This is a genomic window from Klebsiella spallanzanii (genome assembly GCF_902158555.1).
Lineage (GTDB): Bacteria > Pseudomonadota > Gammaproteobacteria > Enterobacterales > Enterobacteriaceae > Klebsiella > Klebsiella spallanzanii.
Window position 1 is genome coordinate 294,252 of the sequence record NZ_CABGGS010000045.1, and the last position, 18,102, is coordinate 312,353.

Below are 18,102 nucleotides of genomic sequence, written 5' to 3' on the forward strand. Positions count from 1 at the left end.
AAATCAATAGTGAAAATGTTAAATGGCCATTCGATTTATCTTGGAATACAGTTTCATCTCAGCATTATGCTGATGGGTATAAACAGTTTTAACACTACAGTTCTGTATCTTGGCAATTAATTTTGGCTGCATCCCTTTTGCTAACAGGCCAACAACCTGCATCTCTTTTTTTGTTATCCAGCCTTTTTTTATATCAGCACGTAAAAACCGACCATTTATTACCCGTGCTAATTCATAGCGGATACTCTGCGATGAACCGGTGTAGACCACACCCAAGGCCTGGCTATTGAAATACCAATAATTAGCCAGAGCTTCCAGTCTGGTAGCGGCGACTAATACAACCTGTTTTTTTTCTACTCGCCTCAACCAATGACATTCCTCGCTGATAAAGTGGTTCATAAACTTATGGCTAACATTAATAAAAACAAAATCCTCTCGTACTTTCTCAAGAGAAGGATAAATCAGATCTTTGATCTCAAAAATAATTTCAGACAATCCATCAACAAAATAGCAGTCATCCTTTGGCCAAATGCATGGCCGCAAATCAATTTGATAGTCCATAAATCAAGCACCCCTCGTCCATGACACTTCCATTTTGCCAATGGAAATATGACGTATACTGGGAAATCTCAACGACTTAAAAGAGAAATAAAATATAGATGTAACGTATAATATCCACCAAAAGTAAAAATAGCTTAATACAATATAAACTCGACCTTTAAGAAGGTATGTTCTTAATTAACATGAGTCAATATGATAAAGAGCTAAATGTGAATTCACATACTTTAACTTAGGACAGCTAAATTAAAATAACAGTATCATTTAGAAAAACTAAAAGAACGCAAATGGAAAAAGGCAAATAAAACCATAAAAATCAAAACGTTAAATGTATTATAAAAAATGAAATCATCTTATATCCTATATAACCCAGGATTATTACCCTAACATATTAAGATTTTTCCTGTAAAAACAAACAAATAACCCAAACAAATAATCCAAACAAATAAAACAAAACAAAAACACAATTACCATGAATTATTCGGGCATGATATAGAATATAAATCACGAATATGAAAACACAATTTCATTCCATTAACAAACGGACAACAGTGTTTATATCACAAATAGAGAAATAAAGAGCCAACATCACTCTAAAACGGCGAGGAGATAATGATTATTGAGGAAAAAAATAACTTTCACCGAAGATTGCCCGGCTACTTTACCGGGCAATCTTTGGTCATTTTGATAAATTTATCGTTATAGATAATGTAGTGGTTCCCTGGCTGGCGCAGCGTAGCCTGGCGGACAACGTCGCCGGGCCGTAAATACCATGCATCTCCTTCCTCTTCCGTCGTATCGCACCCAGGCTTGATCAACAGCTTAAACCAGGTATTCCCGGTATTGCTGACGGTACCGGCGGCGCGATCGTAGGCCCATTTGAAATTAACCTGGCGCGGACGAACGACCAGAATGGTGTCCATCACCACCACCGGGTCCATACTCACCTCGGTCCCACTGTTATTGCGCATCACGTAATTTCGGGTCGGGATTTCACGAAATGAAACCCGGTAGTAGCGCTCGCGATTATCCTTCGGGCCGTGATAATAAAACTTAAAATATTCGCTCTCGCCGGCCTGTAAAGTTAGCTGGCGCGGGGCAAACAGCAGCTCACCGTCCGCCGGACGCGAACGCACCTCTTTGCCGCCCGGTCGGTCGATACCGACAATAGAGACCCGATACAGGCGTGCGCTCTTATTGTTATTAATGACCCGTTTAGATGCGAAATTATCTTCCGCCGCCAGCGAAAAGGTTAAATTGCCGACGGAAATCGCCTGGGCCACAGACGCGGCCCCCAGCGACAGTAGGCAGACGAGCATCCGCAGTAAATTAATTAATGTTACGCCATGTCGCCTGAACATGAATTTCTCCTGAAGCGCTCACCTCACCAAACCAGCCGTTATCATCCACCGTACGCAGTGATATCGCATCATCCATCGGAATGGAAAACTTCACCGTCGTTTTGTCCATCACCCCGGTCTCCCCGGAAATATCGGTCCACGGCGTACTCAGCCACAATGCGTCGGTCATATCGCGCCAGGTATCATCGCAGCCGGCATCATAAGTTTTGGTTGTCCCGGACTGGGTGGTAAACGCCAGCATCGCCGGGAAAGGTACCTTTGTGACCCCGTCCGGTGAGCTGAAAATACAGTATGAACGTCCGCCAATAGCCTGCGTCGGCCCCGTCACCTTAATCAGCACTTCATCAGCGGCGGTTTTACCGCTGGTGGTAACAATATAGCCGAAGTCCAGTGATGGCTCACCGCTGCCCACATACCCTTCACGCGTTGGTGTGGTTGTGTATTCATCAGAAATAATGCTGATACTGAAATCACGCGGTTTGATAATCAGCGTGTTAGAGGTAGAAAACTCATACCACCCCGATTCTGGCACATCGGTATTATAGAAACGGAAATTAAACAGATCTTTGGTGTTAACATCGCTAATCCCCAGCGCCACCATCTGCTTAAAAAAGTTACTTGAGAAGAAAACGTAGATTGAGTCAGAGGACTTCATCTCATTGAATGTATAGTACTGGGCTATGCCGTTAACGGGTTTCCATGAACTACCATCCAGGCTGAACTGCATATCATAAATCCCTACCGCAGAGGCCAGCGCTGAATTGCTGATCGCCGGGAAAATATGAATGTATATGTTGCTCAGGCCATTATGCTGCAGATTATAGTTCACCATTTTACAAGCCAGCCCGGAACGGGTTCCGATAGTCTGCGTCCGGCAATCAGCATTGCCCTCACCTAACGTAGGTACTCCATCACTGTTAATAAAGACCTCCGCCAGAGCATTCGTGTTAATCAATTTCAGATTTGCCGCTTTGGTATGGGTCACCTTACGCACGTACCAGCTTCCTGATGCCTGATCTTTGCAGCGAGCACCGCTGCTGGCGTCATAGTTCACCGAGGTCTGGCAAGCGTTGATGGTCATCGAGAAGCTGCTGCCCACCGACATCTGCTGAAGATACTGATAGAAGGCATCGGTCATCATGCCGTGCATCCACTTTTGTGCACCGGTTGGCACCGTTACACCATAAAAACCGCTGGCATCGGTGGTTTGCGGCAAGATCAGGCTGGTCACCATATCGCAACCCGAATACCAGTTAATACAGCGCAGACCGCTCAGCGGGCCGGATGCAGGGGAGTTTTCCAGCCACATATCAAACTTCCAGTTAGCATAGAGCGGTGTGTTATATCCGTTATCAATATAGCCCAGGCTCTGCTGGTAAATGGTCCCTGAACCAGTATATTTTAGCCCGGTCCAGCGGTTCGCCCCGGTCATTCGCGGATCCCTCGCACCGCCGGGGGTCACAAAAAAGTTATCATCCGAGTTGTTTTCAACGAACACGAACTGCATGGCAGGTGCATCGCTCCAGACGGTTTTCGTCACCGCTGCATGAACCCGCGACACGCACAGCGCCGCCGTCAACATCACTAAACATGCTAACCACTTAGCTCTCATTACCTTCTCCTGTCGGCTGCACGCTGGCATAGGTCGCAAGGCCGCTGCAGACCACATCGCCCACCCACACCGCGCCGCGCGCCTGGCTCAGCTCCAGCGCCACTTCACAGCTCTGGTTTTTGCCGTAACTGAAATCGATGGTCGGGTATTTTTTATCCACATCCATCACAAATTCACCCTTCTCATCGGTACGGGTTCGACCGATATGGTTATTAATGCGCGCATTGGCCAGCAGCGTGCCGTCTTCGGCGCGGATACGCCCGGACACCGTCACCATTTGCTTCACTTCCGGTTCAATGACCGCCACGTTGCCCGGATACAGGGTCATCCGGCTCTTGCGCCCGGTCACGATGTCGTAGCTGTCGAGCGAGTTTTTGCTGTTCTGTAATTCAATCTCATAACGGCTGTACGGCGACAGCGGAAGGTAATTACGTTTACCGGAGAGCTGCACGATGCGACCGTTCACTTTGGCACTCAGCTTGCCGTCATCCTCAAGACCGGTATTGAAAATCACCCCCGCGTTGCCATCGGTGCGCCCGCTGGCGGCAATGTTTTTCCCCTGCCAGCCCACGCTGCCGTTGGCGGTCAGGTTAGTGTTCACATAACCGTCCGCGCCGCTGTTCACGTTTAAAGTGCCGGTCGAGTAACGGGTATCAAACTGCGCATACGCCCCGCCGCTGAGGGTTTTGTCATCGCCGGTATCGCCAGAAATCGCCCGCGAAATATTCGCCCCAATAGTGCGAATGCTGCCTTCATTAAACTGCTTACGCGCCGACAGGTTGGCCATGGTATAGCCGTTCTGGTGGGTCATCCCGGCGCTGAACCAGTTTCCGAGCGGCAGCGAGAAGTCGAGAGCGATATATTTTCCCGTGTTCGCGCTACTGTTGCCGTTATTAAAACGCTGGATCCCCGCGCGCAGCCCCATTGATCCCCACGCTCCGGTATAGAGCGTCTGGTAGTAGTCGGCCGTGTAGTAGTGGCTGTTATTACGACGATCGTCGTTATAGCTGATGCTAAGGGTACCCAGCTTCGACCACAGCGCATTCATATTCAGGGTGCCGCCAATCGCCCGGTTATCGGCGTTGCTACGGCGGATTTTGTCACCAATCTGCGTTTTTTCCTGGTTGACCCAGATGGAACTAAAGCCGCCGGGCAGCATGGCGCTGATGTTGCCGACGCTGCTCCAGGAGCTGTCGCTGGCCAGCATATTTTGCAGGTTAACGTTGATGGATTCCGTCAGCGGCAGCGTCAGGCGCGTCTCACCCACGGCGTTATTGTCGTAGCCGTAACCGGTCGCGGCCCAGCTGAAGGTACTGAGTGAACCGGAGGCCGACGCGCCAGCCAGCCAGCTGTCTTTCGCCGGCTGCGTCTTCTTCCCGTCCGCAGACCAGCGATCCATATGAAAGCTGCCGCCCCACAACTGCCATGCCAGCGGTGCCCCGGCCCCGCGCCCACGGCTAAATAATTTGTTCACGCGCTGGGTACGTTTACTGACCACCCGGCCGTTCACAATCACTTCAACTTCAACATCGTAAATCCCGTACGGCAGGCCGCGGGTATCCACTTCGTGGTTACCCATGGCGAAGTTCTGTACGCTCATCAGCCTCCCGTCACGGGTCAAATGAACCTCCCCGGCTGCCGGTAAAAAAGCCACTACTGGCGTGGCCGATTGAGTGTTATCGAAGACCGTTGAGCTGGCCTGGTTCCCCCAGGAGGCGCCGTAGATTTTCCCCGCAGAAATGGCGGTCATCGGGCCAAGAGACTGTAAATTCCAGGTATCCAGCATCCCGCCGGCAAAACGGTGACCGGCGAAATCCCGCTCGTACATCGCCTTGTAAACTTCGCTGTCCTGGTTGCTGGAGCCAATGCCGTACAGCGAGCCGTCCAGCACAACGTGATGTTCGCGCAGTGCGGTGACATTGTTCAGCGACAGATAACTGGAGGTGTTATTGCCGCCGTTGCGCATCTGATTGTTATAGACACCGAGGTTATAGTTCAGGGTACTGCTTATTTTGTCGACGCTGGACTGGCCGATATCTTCGCTGCGCGAGCGCAGCACGGTACCCAGCGCCGCTTTTTTCACCACCAGCTGCAGCAGCAGCTGACGCAGACTAAGCTGCAGCAGGGCATCTTCGGTCAGGTTGATTTTGAGGTCTTTGCTGAAGGCTTCATTGGCCAGCGCGGTCAGCTGTTTGCGAGTCTGCTCGCTCACCGTGGCGTTATTATCATTTTCCTCCAGCTGAATCTGCCGCACGCGCAACGTACCGTCATCAAGCCAGATAAAGGCGTTGCCGATCCGCTGATCGTCCTGAGTACCGGTGCTACTTTCAAGGTGGATAAACAGCGGGATGCTCATCCCGTCCTGTAGAGCCTGACTGAAGGCCTGGGGAATAATCACGCCGCCGATTTGTTGTACTTTATCGGCCGCGGCGGTAGCGCTGAGCGGAACCAGCAAAATGACCATGCCGGAGGCAAGGAGTTTTTTTAATCCTGGGGAGATCCCTGGTAGAGGCATAGTCTTGATCCGTCAGCACAAATGTCTATTTCACGGGAACAAACTGCTCGCCCTGCCAGAGCGCGACCCGTCCTTTTTTGTCAGCCACATTGACGCGCGTAAAACGGCGTTCTTTCCCCGGCATCAGAAAGTAGTTTTCTTTGCATTCCTTGCCATCCGCCGCTTTCAGGCACGGGCCGTAGGCAAGAATACGCAGCGTGGCGTTGCCGGTATTCACCAGCTTCCCGTCCGCATACTGGTAGCGGAAGTTCGCCTTTCTCGGGGCCACAACCAGGATGGTGCCAATGCGCGCTGAAGCCGTCGCCACCGCACTACGAGTCGCTCCGTTGCGCTGGGCATCGCTTAACGCCTGATCAAACCAGACGATGCGGTAATAGCGCTCTTTGTCATCCGCCGGACCTTTATAGAAAAAGCGGATCACGTCGCTGGCCTTCGCGGGCAGCAGCAGGCTGGCCGGGGTCAGTAAAACCTCGTCTTGCTTATCCATCGGGATCACTTTGCCGCCATCCAGGGGAGAGGTGAGGCGTTCCAGATGTATGTTAATTAAGCGACCGCTGTCGGTCGTATTCTTGATCTCTTTACTCAGCGTGCTGCTGTCGCTGTTCATAAATGAAGAGATATCGCCCACATCCAGCGCCAGGGCTGGCGTCATACCGCTAAGCAACAGGCCGATGGCCAGAATGTGTTTTTTCATATGAATTCAGTCCTTGAAAGCAGGCAGGGGAGGCCCCCCTGCCTGATGCTACGCGAGGATCAGCTGGTCCAGGTTGCGTCAAACTGAACGCTGACGTCACCGCTCCAGATACCTTCCGGCAGTGAGCTGTAATCAGTCACGTTCGTAGTACCATTGGTGGTACCGCTGATGATGGAGAACGTGAAACCGTCCTGCGCAGTGGTGCGACCAGCAACGTTATAGCCGGTAGACAGCGCGCTGAGGTTACCACCCAGTGTGCCAGCAGCGGTGTCGATCATAGGAGTGTCGGCACCTTTTTCGACAGCTACACCGTTGTAGTCAACGCCTACGTTCAGGGTGGAACCTGAGGTATCCAACTGAGTCAGGGTGTTAGTGATCAGACGAGAAGTCAGTTTGAAGCCAGTCGCGGTGGTATCACCTTCGATTGCTACATCAAACAGACCTTTCTGAGAGTTAAAACCTTTAATCCCTTCAGCATACTGGAAAGCCAGGCTGCCCAGCGGAGTGACGACCAGCTTGCTGGTAGTATCCTTTTTGGCGGTTGCGGACCAGGTCGCGACTGCCTGAGCAGTAACGTCAGTTGCCTGAGCGACACCCATACCGGCAAACGCGGTTACCAGAGCAATTGCAAGAACCTTTTTTTTCATAGCATTTTCTTCCTGAGTTTAATTAGAGACCTGATGTCCCACTTCTGTGCGCATTTCCCGCCATAATTCAGGCCACATAGATATGCTGTGGCATAAACTCTTTTGGGTAAAACAGCCTGGTGCGCGATTTCCTAAATAACCCTTACGATTAGTTAGAGCGCTAACTTATATATCTTTGAATACAGTTTCGCTTCGGCATTTCTCCGATGGGTATAAACCGTTTTGACACTACAATTTTCAATTTTGGCAATGGATTTCGGATGCATTCCCTGCGCCGTCATGCGAATTATTTGCATTTCCCTGTTGGTGATTTTCTCTTTCTTTATATCTTTACGCAAAAAACGACCATTAATCACATAAGCCAGTTCTTGACGAATGTCTTTGGTCAAATCAGCGTAGACCACGCCACGAATTGAACCATTGTAATACCAATAGTTAGCCAGGGCTTCAGAACGCCTTGCGGCGATAAGCACTATCTGCTTCCCTTTCATTTCCGCTAACCATTCACTATCGCATCGAATAAAATAATTTAGAGAGCTAGCACTAAGATTAATAAAAACAAATTCCCGACGTACTTTTTCAAGAGGCAAATAGATTAAACTATCAATATCCAAAATAAGTTCAGATAGCCCTTTCATAAAATAGCTGTCACGTGCGGGCCAGATACACTGATCTAAAGAATATTTATATTCCATATAAAGTTAAACCCCATAGTCCTGGAAATCTCGAACGTATCACAACACTGCTGATAGCCCAGGCCTGCAAAGTCTAAGTCAGCAAATTCCCTCTTTTACATATATCCAATATAAAATCCCAAAGTAGTATGGCTTGAGACAAAGAACACTAAATGATTTGCTTGTTTCTTGTGTTTCCAAATTTAGGATTTTTCTCGATGAGTGTCAATAAGTGCGCTAAGGGCTAATTACCGACCAGGTCAATTTAAGCAGAAAGAATAAAAATAAGCATTTTGAGTTAAACACAAAAACCATTTATTTTCATATGGTTATTTGGCACGCATACGTAAATTCTTAAGTGATTATTATATCAACCAGGATCTTAGCTATTAGATGTTAAGACTATTCTTAATGATGCCTTCATTCAAAAAAGCAAAAAAACCATTAAAAATGTAAAAAACAGAACATAAATCCATTAAAACAAAATTAAACGGAATTTAACACCATTAATTAAGCTTAACAATAGAGTTACATTCCGCACAAAAGGTATGCTTGCCAACTAAAATTTGTCGTCCAAAATCGTAATCAATCCAGAATCTATTAACTATTCGGTTAAACCGACTCAGAAAGAAGCCTGGCACAAACATCCGAAACCATATCTTTGCGCTAAAAGCGATAACATCATCCAATAAATGTCGCATAAAACGAGGTATCTTCATCAGAGGAAATACGTATCATTATACATCTCGTACGCAATCGCGTATTAAAGGTAGCAGAGCATTCTCAGTCTCCCGATTTTTGAGGAAAAAGTGTGATCTTCTACATGCTTTTTCGCTACTAAGTACGTAAATTCTCATATCCGTTCACTATTTGTTCGCCTTACTGTCATCTGGCAGTCATATAAAACACCATTAATAGTGCCCAGTTTACTGACGAACCTGGACGCATTTATGAACAGTTCTCTGGCTGCGGTTGCGGAAACCGATTATCAACAGTTTACGCCACCGTCTACCGACCGGCAGCGGAAGGTCCTGAGCGTACGCAACCTGAGCAAATCCTATAGCGCACAGCAAACCGTACTGGATAGCATCAGTTTCGATCTTCATGCGGGCGAGCTGGTTGGCGTGATTGGCCGTTCCGGTGCCGGAAAATCGACGCTCCTGCACGTTATTAACGGGACCCATAGCGCCAGCGGTGGCGAGCTCCTGAGTTATCCGGAAGTGGGTACGCCGCAGGATGTATCAAAACTTTCAGGCCGCGCGCTAAACGCCTGGCGTAGCCAGTGCGGAATGATCTTTCAGGACTTCTGCCTGGTTCCGCGTCTTGACGTTTTGACCAACGTGCTGTTGGGACGCCTGAGCCAAACCTCAACGCTGAAATCATTATTCAAAGTTTTCCCCGATGCCGATCGGGCCCGCGCTATCTCCCTGCTGGAGTGGATGAATATGCTGCCACACGCGCTTCAGCGGGCGGAAAACCTCTCCGGCGGTCAGATGCAGCGAGTCGCTATTTGCCGGGCGCTAATGCAAAACCCCGGCATTCTGCTGGCCGATGAACCGGTCGCTTCTCTGGATCCGAAAAATACGCAGCGAATCATGAATGTCCTTCGTGAAATTAGCGAACAGGGCATCAGCGTGATGGTAAACCTGCATTCGGTGGAACTGGTGCGTGAATACTGCACCCGGGTTATCGGCGTAGCCAAAGGCAAGATTATTTTTGACGACCATCCCACGCAGCTAAATCAGGATATTCTGCATCGGCTGTATGGCGATGAAATTAGCCAATTGCATTAAATTTCACTCACACGGGCAAAATAATGAAAAAGTACATCACTGGCGCAGTTCGTTTATCCGCAGCGGTTGCAGGCATTATGATGGCGTGGCAGGCAAGCGCTGCTGAACAACCGAAGGAATTAAATCTGGGTATCCTTGGCGGTCAGAACGCAACGCAGCAAATTGGTGATAACCAGTGCGTTAAACAGTTCCTTGATAAAGAGCTGAACGTTGATACTAAATTACGTAACTCTTCAGACTATTCTGGCGTTATTCAGGGCCTGCTGGGCGGTAAAGTTGACGTGGTATTAAGTATGTCACCGTCATCTTACGCCTCGGTTTATATTAACAACCCTAAGGCCGTTGATATTGTCGGTATTGCTGTTGACGATAAAGATCAGTCCCGCGGCTACCACTCGGTGGTTATTGTCAAAGCAGATAGTCCGTATAAAAAGTTAGAAGACCTGAAGGGCAAAGCATTTGGCTTCGCCGACCCGGATTCCACTTCCGGATTTTTAATTCCGAACCACGCCTTTAAACAGCAGTTCGGCGGTACCTCGGATAATAAATATAATAACTTCTTTTCCAGCGTGACCTTCTCCGGCGGCCACGAACAGGACATTCTGGGCGTGCTGAATGGTCAGTTTGCCGGCGCGGTAACCTGGACCTCAATGGTCGGCGATTATAATACCGGCTACAGCGTCGGTGCTTTCAATCGCCTGATTCGTATGGATCACCCGGACCTGATGAAACAAATCCGTATTATCTGGCAATCGCCGCTGATCCCGAACGGCCCGATCCTGGTCAGCAACGCTCTGCCTGCGGACTTTAAGGCCAAAGTCGTCAGCGCGATTAAAAAGCTGGATACCGAGGATCACGCCTGCTTTATCAAAGCAATGGGCGGTACTCAGCATATCGGCCCGGGCAGCGTGGCTGATTTCCAGCAGATCATCGATATGAAACGCGAACTGGTTAGCGCGCGTTAATCCCGCCCTGACGCCGCCGCCTGGCAATATCGCGGGCGGCGGCGACTCGTTGAAGACACAGCGACGCATGAATAACACCCATACCGAATTTGAGCGCTATTATCAGCAGGTTCGTGCGCGGCAAAAGCGCGATACCTTTAGCTGGTCTCTTTTGCTGCTGGTTCTCTATTTCGCCGCAGGCAGCATGGCCGAGTTTAATCTCTTTACTATCTGGCACTCGCTGCCCAATTTTCTTGATTACATGTTTGAGACCTTGCCGACTCTGCATGTCGCCGATCTGTTTGCCGATTCGCATACCAAAGGCTCGCTGGCCTACTGGGGTTACCGTCTGCCGATACAGCTGCCGCTTATCTGGGAAACGCTGCAGCTGGCTCTGGCGTCCACGCTGGTTGCGGTAGTTATCGCCACCTTGCTGGCGTTTATTGCCGCCAATAACGCCTGGTCCCCTGCCCCGCTGCGCTTTGCCGTTCGCGTGCTGGTGGCTTTTCTGCGCACCATGCCGGAGCTGGCGTGGGCGGTGATTTTCGTTATGGCCTTCGGTATCGGCGCGATCCCCGGCTTTCTGGCATTAATGCTGCACACCATCGGCAGCCTGACCAAACTGTTTTATGAAGCGGTAGAGAGCGCGCAGGATAAACCGGTGCGCGGGCTGGCCGCCTGTGGCGCTTCGCGGCTGCAACGCATTCGCTTTGCCCTGTGGCCGCAGGTAAAACCGATTTTTCTCTCCTACGGCTTTATGCGCCTGGAGATTAACTTCCGCTCCTCAACCATCCTTGGGCTGGTGGGCGCGGGCGGCATCGGCCAGGAGCTGATGACCAATATCAAACTGGACCGTTACGATCAGGTTAGCATCACGCTGCTGCTGATTATTATCGTGGTATCGCTGCTGGATATGCTGTCCGGCCGCCTGCGACAGTGGGTTCTGGAGGGGAAAAAATGAGTCAGTGGCAAAACCAACCGGATATCGCCGCCAGCCGTCGCCAACATCAAAATTTGTACAAGGCCCAGGGACGCTATCTGCGCTATGTCGGCCTGCTGGCGCTGGTCAGCGTGCTTTATTATGTTTGGTTCTTTATGCAGTTCGGCATCAGCGGAGAGCAGCTCACCACCGGGCTTCAGCAAATCAGTCGCTATTTGCTGCGGATGTTCGTCTGGCACGACTTCTTCAACTGGCCGTTCGGCTATTACTTCACCCAAATCGGTATTACCCTGGCGATCGTTTTCGCCGGGACTATTACGGCGACGGTTATCGCCCTGCTACTCTCGTTTCTGGCGGCGCGCAATATTATGCGCGGCTTAGTTCCGGGGATGATTGCCCTGCTGATGCGTCGGTTATTTGACGTGCTGCGCGGAATCGATATGGCTATCTGGGGCCTGATTTTTGTGCGCGCCGTTGGGCTTGGTCCGCTGGCCGGGGTACTGGCGATTATCATGCAGGATACCGGGCTGCTGGGCCGTCTCTATGCCGAAGGGCATGAAGCGGTCGATCGCGCACCGGGACGTGGATTAACGGCAGTGGGCGCTAACGGTTTACAGAAGCACCGTTTTAGCATTTTTACCCAGTCTTTCCCGACGTTTCTGGCGCTGAGCCTGTATCAGATTGAGTCTAATACCCGCTCAGCGGCAGTACTGGGTTTTGTCGGCGCGGGAGGGATTGGTCTGATTTATGCGGAAAATATGCGTCTGTGGAACTGGGACGTGGTGATGTTTATTACGCTTCTGCTGGTAGCAGTGGTGATGGCGATGGATACGCTTTCCGCCTGGCTACGCCGCCGCTATATCGGCGGCAGCGTGGTGCCGCTGTTTAAAGCTGATTAGCTTTTCCCCGGGTCGCGCTGACGCTTACCCGGGCTACCAAACAGCACGAAAAAGTAGCCCGGGTAAGGCGTTTACGCCGTGACCCGGGGAAAACTCAAAGTCGCCACTCGAGCACCGGCCACTGGTGCTGTGCATTTGCTGCTGTCAGCTGCGGGCAAGGATTAACCAGCCGTACGTGGTCGGCATGCAGGCACAGCGGCAGATCGTTAATCGAATCGGTGTAGAACGTTACCTGGCCCGAATATTCAGGGTGCGCCTGTCGCCACTGCGCCAGACGCACCACCTTCCCCTGCTGATAGCTCGGCGTACCGGCAATCACCCCGCTATAGCCGCCGTCAGCCATCTCCACATCAATTCCTAACGCCTGTTCGATACCCAACTCCGCCGCGACGGCCTGCACCAGCAGGCTAACCGACGCCGAGATAACCAGCATCTGCTCGCCCCTAGCCTGTAGAGTGCGAATCAGATCCCATGCCTGTGGATAAACCCGCGGCACTATCTCTTCGCGTACACAGCGAGCCAGCAGTGCGTCCACTTCCTGCTTTGATACGCCAATCAACGGCGCCTGGATCAGAGCCACATAATCAGCGATATTCATTTCGCCACGATCGTAATCGTCCATCAGCATCGCCTCACGCACCAGATAGCCCGGATCGTTCACCCAGCCTTCGCGCACCATAAAGCGGCTCCACACCGTGCTGCTATCGCCCTTAATTAACGTATTATCCAGATCGAAAATCGTCAGCGTTTTGCCCATGGTTTGTTTTCCCTAATCAGCAACAGAGTCTCGCGAGAGCATGCGTAAATAAAATGACAGGAGAATGACCCGGACAAAGCGCCCGGATCATTTTGTTGGCTACGCGGCGCTGACCCACCTAAGCACATCACAACGGTTAACTGTGAAATATTATTTCAAAATGAATTTATTTATGTATGCGTGATAACTCTTTTTTAACACCAATAGCTCCCGCTAAATTTAACTTCGCGATCCGACCTATATTATCTACGTAAGGTTTCGTAAATTTTGCTTTTGGTCATTCTGACGCTGTAGCGAATCGGCTATAAAAGACCACGGCCCGTTCTCCAGTGACGAAAAACAATGATATGAAGCCTAAACTTTCTCACGCGCTATTATTTGTTCCTTTTTTGATTTTGGCAGGATGTTCGTCCTCATCGAAACCGCATAAAGCTGCCCAGACTAACCATTCGACAATCGACGGTGGTTCTGACGATCTGATCCCAGTGATCGCTGCTCTGCACGATCAGATGCATACCTGGGAAGGAACGCCCTACGAGTGGGGCGGGACGGAGCAAAGCGGCGTCGACTGCTCCGGGTTCGTCTGGCGCACGCTGAAAGATCGCTTCAATCTGCCGATGGAGCGCATCACCACTCGTGAATTGCTGCATATGGGAGAACGCGTGAGTCCGCGGCAGCTGCGTCCGGGAGATTTAGTTTTCTTCCGTATTAAAGGCGGGATGCACGTCGGCTTCTACGATACCGATCGTAATTTCCTTCATGCCTCTACCAGCCAGGGCGTCATGCGATCCTCGCTGGATAATCCGTACTGGCAATCGGTATTCTACCAGGCGCGCCGCCTGCCGAAGGAATATAACGCCCAGATAACAATGAACAACGATAATCTGCATCTGGCCAAAAATCGTTAATCATAAATAACAAAGCCGCCCTGTCACCATGGCGGCTTTGTTGTCTCTTACCAGTGAATTTATTAGAACTGGTAGGTCATACCGACAGCGACGATATCGTCATCGTTGATGCCGAGTTTGTTATCACTCTTCAGCTGGTTGATTTTGTAGTCAACAAAGGCGTTCATGTTTTTGTTGAAGTAATAAGTCACGCCAACATCAATGTAGTTGACCAGATCTTCGCTACCCACGCCCTCGATATCCTTGCCTTTTGACAGCACGTAGCCCAGAGACGGACGCAGACCGAAATCGAACTGGTACTGAGCCACGGCTTCAAAGTTCTGTGCTTTGGTCGCAAAGCCACCGCTGATTGGCGTCATTTTGCGGGTTTCTGAATACATGGTCGCCAGGTAGATATTGTTGGCATCATATTTCAGGCCGGTTGCCCAGGCTTCCGCTTTTTTACCGACGCCGCGAGCCAGCAGGTTCTGGTCATCGGTACGGTCAGAGCTAGTGTACGCTGCGCTGATGGCGAAATCGCTGCCGCCGAAGTCATAGCTTAACGCGGTACCGAAACCGTCGCCGTTCTGTTTTTTGGCATCGCGATCGCCTTCGTTTTTACCCTGATATTGCAGGGTCAGGTCCAGGCCATCTACCACGCCAAAGAAGTCAGTATTGCGATAAGTTGCCAGACCGCTGGAGCGCTTGGTCATAAAGTTATCGGTCTGCGCGGAAGAGTCGCCGCCGAATTCCGGGAACATATCGGTCCAGGCTTCAACGTCGTACAGCGCGCCGAGGTTACGACCATAGTCGAATGAACCGTAGTTCTTTAATTTTACGCCAGCGAATGCCAGACGCGTTTTCTGCGAAGAGTCGCTTTCGGTTTTGTTACCGGAGAACTCAGATTCCCAACGACCGTAGCCGGTCAGTTCATCGTTAATCTGCGTTTCACCTTTGATACCGAAACGAACGTAAGTCTGGTCGCCATCTTTGCTGTCATAGTCGCTCAGATAGTGCATCGCTCTGACTTTGCCGTAGACGTCCAGTTTATTACCGTTTTTATTATAAACTTCTGCTGCCTGTGTAGCCGAAGAAGCGATAAGACCCATCATCATTAATGCCAGTGAGCTCTTTTTCATTATTCAGTCCTGGTGATTTATTTATACGCGCTAATCAATTCCGGGCGGAAGCCCTGTCAAAAACTGCAGGTTTTTTAACGCTCTAATATTAAAAATTTATGACAACATGGAACTTTTTATAAAAAAGGGTATTTAATTATTTCCGTCATGAATGTGTCACACTTCCCCGCCAGAATGCCCGATCCGCGCAATGAAGTGGCTTGTCCATGACGCCAGGTGTTGGCAAGCGGGCTGACTCCTGTTACAACATCAATTCGATATCGAAACTCCTTTTTGAACGGCAGAGAATCATGAGTGATAGCCAGACGCTGGTGGTAAAACTGGGCACCAGTGTTTTAACGGGCGGATCCCGCCGCCTGAACCGCGCCCATATCGTTGAATTAGTGCGCCAGTGCGCACAGCTACACGCGATGGGCCATCGAATTGTGATAGTGACCTCCGGGGCAATCGCCGCCGGACGTGAGCACCTCGGCTACCCGGAACTGCCCGCGACCATCGCCTCTAAACAGCTGCTGGCGGCGGTAGGCCAGAGCCGTCTTATCCAACTATGGGAACAGCTGTTTTCTATTTACGGCATTCACATTGGTCAGATGCTGTTGACCCGCGCCGATATGGAAGACCGCGAGCGTTTCCTCAATGCCCGCGACACCCTGCGCGCGCTGCTGGATAACAACATCGTGCCGGTCATTAATGAAAATGACGCCGTGGCAACCGCCGAAATTAAAGTCGGCGATAACGATAATCTTTCGGCGCTGGCGGCTATTCTCGCAGGCGCCGACAAACTGCTGCTGCTGACCGATCAGCAGGGCCTGTTTACCGCCGACCCGCGTAACAACCCGCAGGCCGAGCTGATTAAAGACGTTTACGGTATTGATGACGCCCTGCGCGCCGTCGCAGGTGATAGCGTTTCTGGCTTAGGTACCGGCGGGATGGGCACCAAATTGCAAGCCGCCGACGTCGCTTGCCGCGCGGGCATCGATACCATCATTGCCGCCGGTAGCCGTCCGGGCGTCATTGCCGATGTGATGGAAGGCATTTCCGTCGGAACCCGCTTCCACGCGCAGGAATCGCCGCTGGAAAACCGTAAACGCTGGATTTTCGGCGCGCCGCCAGCGGGTGAAATTACCGTTGACGCCGGAGCGACTCAGGCAATTCTCGAGCGCGGCAGTTCTCTGCTGCCGAAAGGGATTAAAACCATCACCGGCAACTTCTCGCGCGGCGAAGTGATCCGCATTCGTAGCCTTGAAGGCCGCGATATCGCCCACGGCGTCAGCCGCTATAACAGCGATGCTCTGCGCCGTATCGCCGGGCACCACTCGCAACAGATTGATGCCATTCTGGGCTATGAATATGGCCCGGTCGCCGTCCACCGTGACGACATGATTATCCGTTAAGGAGCTGAAAATGCTGGAACAAATGGGCATTGCTGCCAAAGCGGCCTCATACAAACTCGCGCAGCTTTCCAGCCGCGAAAAGAACCAGGTGCTGGAAAAGATCGCCGATTATCTTGAAGCGCAGACCGAAGAGATTCTGCGCGCTAACGCTGAAGACCTGGCGGAAGCACGTGCCAACGGTTTAAGCGAAGCGCTGCTCGACCGCCTGGCGCTTAACCCAGTGCGCCTCGGCGGAATCGCTAACGATGTTCGTCAGGTCTGCAACCTGGCTGACCCGGTCGGTCAGGTGATCGACGGCGGTCTGCTCGACAGCGGACTGCGCATTGAACGACGCCGGGTGCCGCTGGGCGTGGTCGGCGTGATTTACGAAGCACGTCCGAACGTCACCGTCGACGTTGCCTCTCTGTGCCTGAAGACCGGCAACGCGGCGATCCTGCGCGGCGGCAAAGAGACCTGGCGCACTAACGCCGCCACGGTGAGAGTGATTCAGCAGGCGCTGCAAGAGTGCGGTTTGCCGGCGGCTACCGTCCAGGCGATTGAAAGCCCGGATCGCGCGCTGGTCGGCGAGATGCTGAAGATGGATAAGTATATCGATATGCTGATCCCGCGCGGCGGCGCAGGTCTGCACAAGCTGTGCCGCGAGCAGTCGACGATCCCGGTGATCACCGGTGGGATCGGCGTGTGTCATATCTATATCGACCACTCCGCCGACGTTGCCGAAGCGCTGAAAGTTATTGTCAACGCTAAGGTTCAGCGCCCCAGCGCCTGTAACTCGGTCGAAACGCTGCTGGTGCATCACGATATCGCTCAGCGCTTTCTGCCCGCGCTGAGCAAGCAAATGGCGGAAAGCGGCGTCAGCCTGCACGCCGATGCGACCTCCCTGCCCGCACTGCAAAATGGCCCGGCGAGCGTGGAGCCAGTGAAAGCGGAGCAGTATGACAATGAATATCTGTCCCTGGACCTGAACGTGAAGGTGGTTGCCGACCAGGACGAGGCCGTGGCCCACATTCGCGAGCACGGTACTCAGCATTCAGATGCTATCCTGACGCGCACGCTGGGCAATGCGAACCGCTTTATTAACGAAGTGGATTCCTCCGCGGTGTACGTCAACGCCTCTACCCGCTTTACCGACGGCGGCCAGTTCGGCCTCGGCGCTGAAGTGGCGGTCAGCACCCAGAAGCTGCACGCGCGCGGCCCGATGGGTCTGGAAGCGCTGACGACCTATAAGTGGATTGGTTTCGGCGACGATACCATTCGTGCTTAATGCTGAAAGGGTGATGCAAAAGTA

At 51.5% G+C, this 18,102-nt stretch carries 16 protein-coding genes; 7 read left to right on the forward strand and 9 right to left on the reverse strand.

All coding sequences use genetic code 11. From position 1 onward, the window contains the following. Positions 1-18: 18 nt before the first annotated feature. From ecpR (FN082_RS26040) to ecpR (FN082_RS26070), 7 genes are all read right to left on the reverse strand, one after another. On the reverse strand, positions 19-561 hold the full coding sequence (gene ecpR, locus FN082_RS26040; RefSeq protein ID WP_139541228.1) for an ECP biosynthesis operon DNA-binding transcriptional regulator EcpR: 543 nt from the start codon (positions 559-561) through the stop codon (positions 19-21). A gap of 653 nt (positions 562-1,214) precedes the next feature. Beyond that, on the reverse strand, positions 1,215-1,919 hold the full coding sequence (locus tag FN082_RS26045; protein ID WP_139541227.1) for a fimbria/pilus periplasmic chaperone: 705 nt from the start codon (positions 1,917-1,919) through the stop codon (positions 1,215-1,217). Then, positions 1,888-3,501: a fimbrial adhesin EcpD gene (gene ecpD / locus FN082_RS26050; protein ID WP_235892156.1), complete on the reverse strand. Its 1,614-nt coding sequence runs from the start codon at positions 3,499-3,501 to the stop codon at positions 1,888-1,890. The genes FN082_RS26045 and ecpD overlap by 32 nt, the downstream gene beginning before the upstream one ends. Positions 3,502-3,520: 19 nt before the next feature. After that, entirely contained in the window at positions 3,521-6,046 is a 2,526-nt protein-coding gene (locus FN082_RS26055; protein ID WP_139541225.1) for a fimbrial biogenesis outer membrane usher protein, read from the reverse strand. A gap of 25 nt (positions 6,047-6,071) precedes the next feature. Continuing rightward, complete coding sequence (locus FN082_RS26060) at positions 6,072-6,740, reverse strand: EcpB family pilus assembly chaperone (RefSeq protein ID WP_142982637.1); 669 nt, start codon at positions 6,738-6,740, stop codon at positions 6,072-6,074. Positions 6,741-6,799: 59 nt separating this feature from the next. Then, positions 6,800-7,387, reverse strand: coding sequence for a common pilus major fimbrillin subunit EcpA (gene ecpA, locus FN082_RS26065; protein WP_142982638.1), 588 nt, complete (start codon positions 7,385-7,387; stop codon positions 6,800-6,802). A 152-nt stretch (positions 7,388-7,539) separates the two neighbouring features. Next, on the reverse strand, positions 7,540-8,082 hold the full coding sequence (gene ecpR / locus FN082_RS26070; protein WP_139541222.1) for an ECP biosynthesis operon DNA-binding transcriptional regulator EcpR: 543 nt from the start codon (positions 8,080-8,082) through the stop codon (positions 7,540-7,542). Between the two features lie 929 nt (positions 8,083-9,011). Here ecpR (FN082_RS26070) and phnC point away from each other — a divergent pair. The 4 genes from phnC (at position 9,012) to phnE (FN082_RS26090) (ending at position 12,637) form a co-directional block, all read left to right on the forward strand. After that, the gene (gene phnC, locus FN082_RS26075; RefSeq protein ID WP_139541221.1) at positions 9,012-9,854 is read left to right on the forward strand and encodes a phosphonate ABC transporter ATP-binding protein; all 843 of its coding nucleotides are present in this window, start codon (positions 9,012-9,014) and stop codon (positions 9,852-9,854) included. 23 nt (positions 9,855-9,877) lie between these two features. Then, on the forward strand, positions 9,878-10,819 hold the full coding sequence (gene phnD, locus FN082_RS26080; protein ID WP_139541220.1) for a phosphonate ABC transporter substrate-binding protein: 942 nt from the start codon (positions 9,878-9,880) through the stop codon (positions 10,817-10,819). 67 nt (positions 10,820-10,886) lie between these two features. Further along, positions 10,887-11,759, forward strand: a complete 873-nt coding sequence (gene phnE, locus FN082_RS26085; protein ID WP_139541219.1) for a phosphonate ABC transporter, permease protein PhnE — start codon at positions 10,887-10,889, stop codon at positions 11,757-11,759. Beyond that, positions 11,756-12,637, forward strand: a complete 882-nt coding sequence (gene phnE / locus FN082_RS26090) for a phosphonate ABC transporter, permease protein PhnE (protein WP_139541218.1) — start codon at positions 11,756-11,758, stop codon at positions 12,635-12,637. Before phnE (FN082_RS26085) ends, phnE (FN082_RS26090) begins: the two co-directional genes overlap by 4 nt. Before the next feature lie 94 nt (positions 12,638-12,731). On the opposite strand, the gene FN082_RS26095 is transcribed toward phnE (FN082_RS26090), so the two are convergent. Then, the gene (locus FN082_RS26095) at positions 12,732-13,394 is read right to left on the reverse strand and encodes an HAD family hydrolase (RefSeq protein ID WP_142982639.1); all 663 of its coding nucleotides are present in this window, start codon (positions 13,392-13,394) and stop codon (positions 12,732-12,734) included. 347 nt (positions 13,395-13,741) lie between these two features. Between FN082_RS26095 and FN082_RS26100 the strand changes: the two genes are divergently transcribed. Next, a complete protein-coding gene (locus tag FN082_RS26100; protein WP_139541216.1) occupies positions 13,742-14,302 on the forward strand; it encodes a C40 family peptidase in 561 nt (186 codons plus the stop codon). Positions 14,303-14,364: 62 nt separating this feature from the next. On the opposite strand, the gene phoE is transcribed toward FN082_RS26100, so the two are convergent. Beyond that, a complete protein-coding gene (phoE, locus tag FN082_RS26105) occupies positions 14,365-15,420 on the reverse strand; it encodes a phosphoporin PhoE (RefSeq protein WP_139541215.1) in 1,056 nt (351 codons plus the stop codon). A gap of 290 nt (positions 15,421-15,710) precedes the next feature. On the opposite strand from phoE, the gene proB reads away from it, so the two are divergent. Both proB and proA read left to right on the forward strand, forming a co-directional pair. Continuing rightward, on the forward strand, positions 15,711-16,814 hold the full coding sequence (gene proB / locus FN082_RS26110) for a glutamate 5-kinase (protein WP_142982640.1): 1,104 nt from the start codon (positions 15,711-15,713) through the stop codon (positions 16,812-16,814). Positions 16,815-16,824: 10 nt separating this feature from the next. After that, a complete protein-coding gene (gene proA / locus FN082_RS26115) occupies positions 16,825-18,078 on the forward strand; it encodes a glutamate-5-semialdehyde dehydrogenase (protein ID WP_142982641.1) in 1,254 nt (417 codons plus the stop codon). Positions 18,079-18,102: the final 24 nt, after the last annotated feature.

Excerpts from the sequence above, each read along its gene's own strand:
- ecpR (WP_139541228.1), bottom strand. The coding sequence starts at position 561 with ATGGACTATCAAATTGATTTGCGGCCATGCATTTGGCCAAAGGATGAC.
- FN082_RS26045 (WP_139541227.1), bottom strand. The coding sequence starts at position 1,919 with ATGTTCAGGCGACATGGCGTAACATTAATTAATTTACTGCGGATGCTC.
- ecpD (WP_235892156.1), bottom strand. The coding sequence starts at position 3,501 with ATGTTGACGGCGGCGCTGTGCGTGTCGCGGGTTCATGCAGCGGTGACG.
- FN082_RS26055 (WP_139541225.1), bottom strand. The coding sequence starts at position 6,046 with ATGCCTCTACCAGGGATCTCCCCAGGATTAAAAAAACTCCTTGCCTCC.
- FN082_RS26060 (WP_142982637.1), bottom strand. The coding sequence starts at position 6,740 with ATGAAAAAACACATTCTGGCCATCGGCCTGTTGCTTAGCGGTATGACG.
- ecpA (WP_142982638.1), bottom strand. The coding sequence starts at position 7,387 with ATGAAAAAAAAGGTTCTTGCAATTGCTCTGGTAACCGCGTTTGCCGGT.
- ecpR (WP_139541222.1), bottom strand. The coding sequence starts at position 8,082 with ATGGAATATAAATATTCTTTAGATCAGTGTATCTGGCCCGCACGTGAC.
- phnC (WP_139541221.1), top strand. The coding sequence starts at position 9,012 with ATGAACAGTTCTCTGGCTGCGGTTGCGGAAACCGATTATCAACAGTTT.
- phnD (WP_139541220.1), top strand. The coding sequence starts at position 9,878 with ATGAAAAAGTACATCACTGGCGCAGTTCGTTTATCCGCAGCGGTTGCA.
- phnE (WP_139541219.1), top strand. The coding sequence starts at position 10,887 with ATGAATAACACCCATACCGAATTTGAGCGCTATTATCAGCAGGTTCGT.
- phnE (WP_139541218.1), top strand. The coding sequence starts at position 11,756 with ATGAGTCAGTGGCAAAACCAACCGGATATCGCCGCCAGCCGTCGCCAA.
- FN082_RS26095 (WP_142982639.1), bottom strand. The coding sequence starts at position 13,394 with ATGGGCAAAACGCTGACGATTTTCGATCTGGATAATACGTTAATTAAG.
- FN082_RS26100 (WP_139541216.1), top strand. The coding sequence starts at position 13,742 with ATGAAGCCTAAACTTTCTCACGCGCTATTATTTGTTCCTTTTTTGATT.
- phoE (WP_139541215.1), bottom strand. The coding sequence starts at position 15,420 with ATGAAAAAGAGCTCACTGGCATTAATGATGATGGGTCTTATCGCTTCT.
- proB (WP_142982640.1), top strand. The coding sequence starts at position 15,711 with ATGAGTGATAGCCAGACGCTGGTGGTAAAACTGGGCACCAGTGTTTTA.
- proA (WP_142982641.1), top strand. The coding sequence starts at position 16,825 with ATGCTGGAACAAATGGGCATTGCTGCCAAAGCGGCCTCATACAAACTC.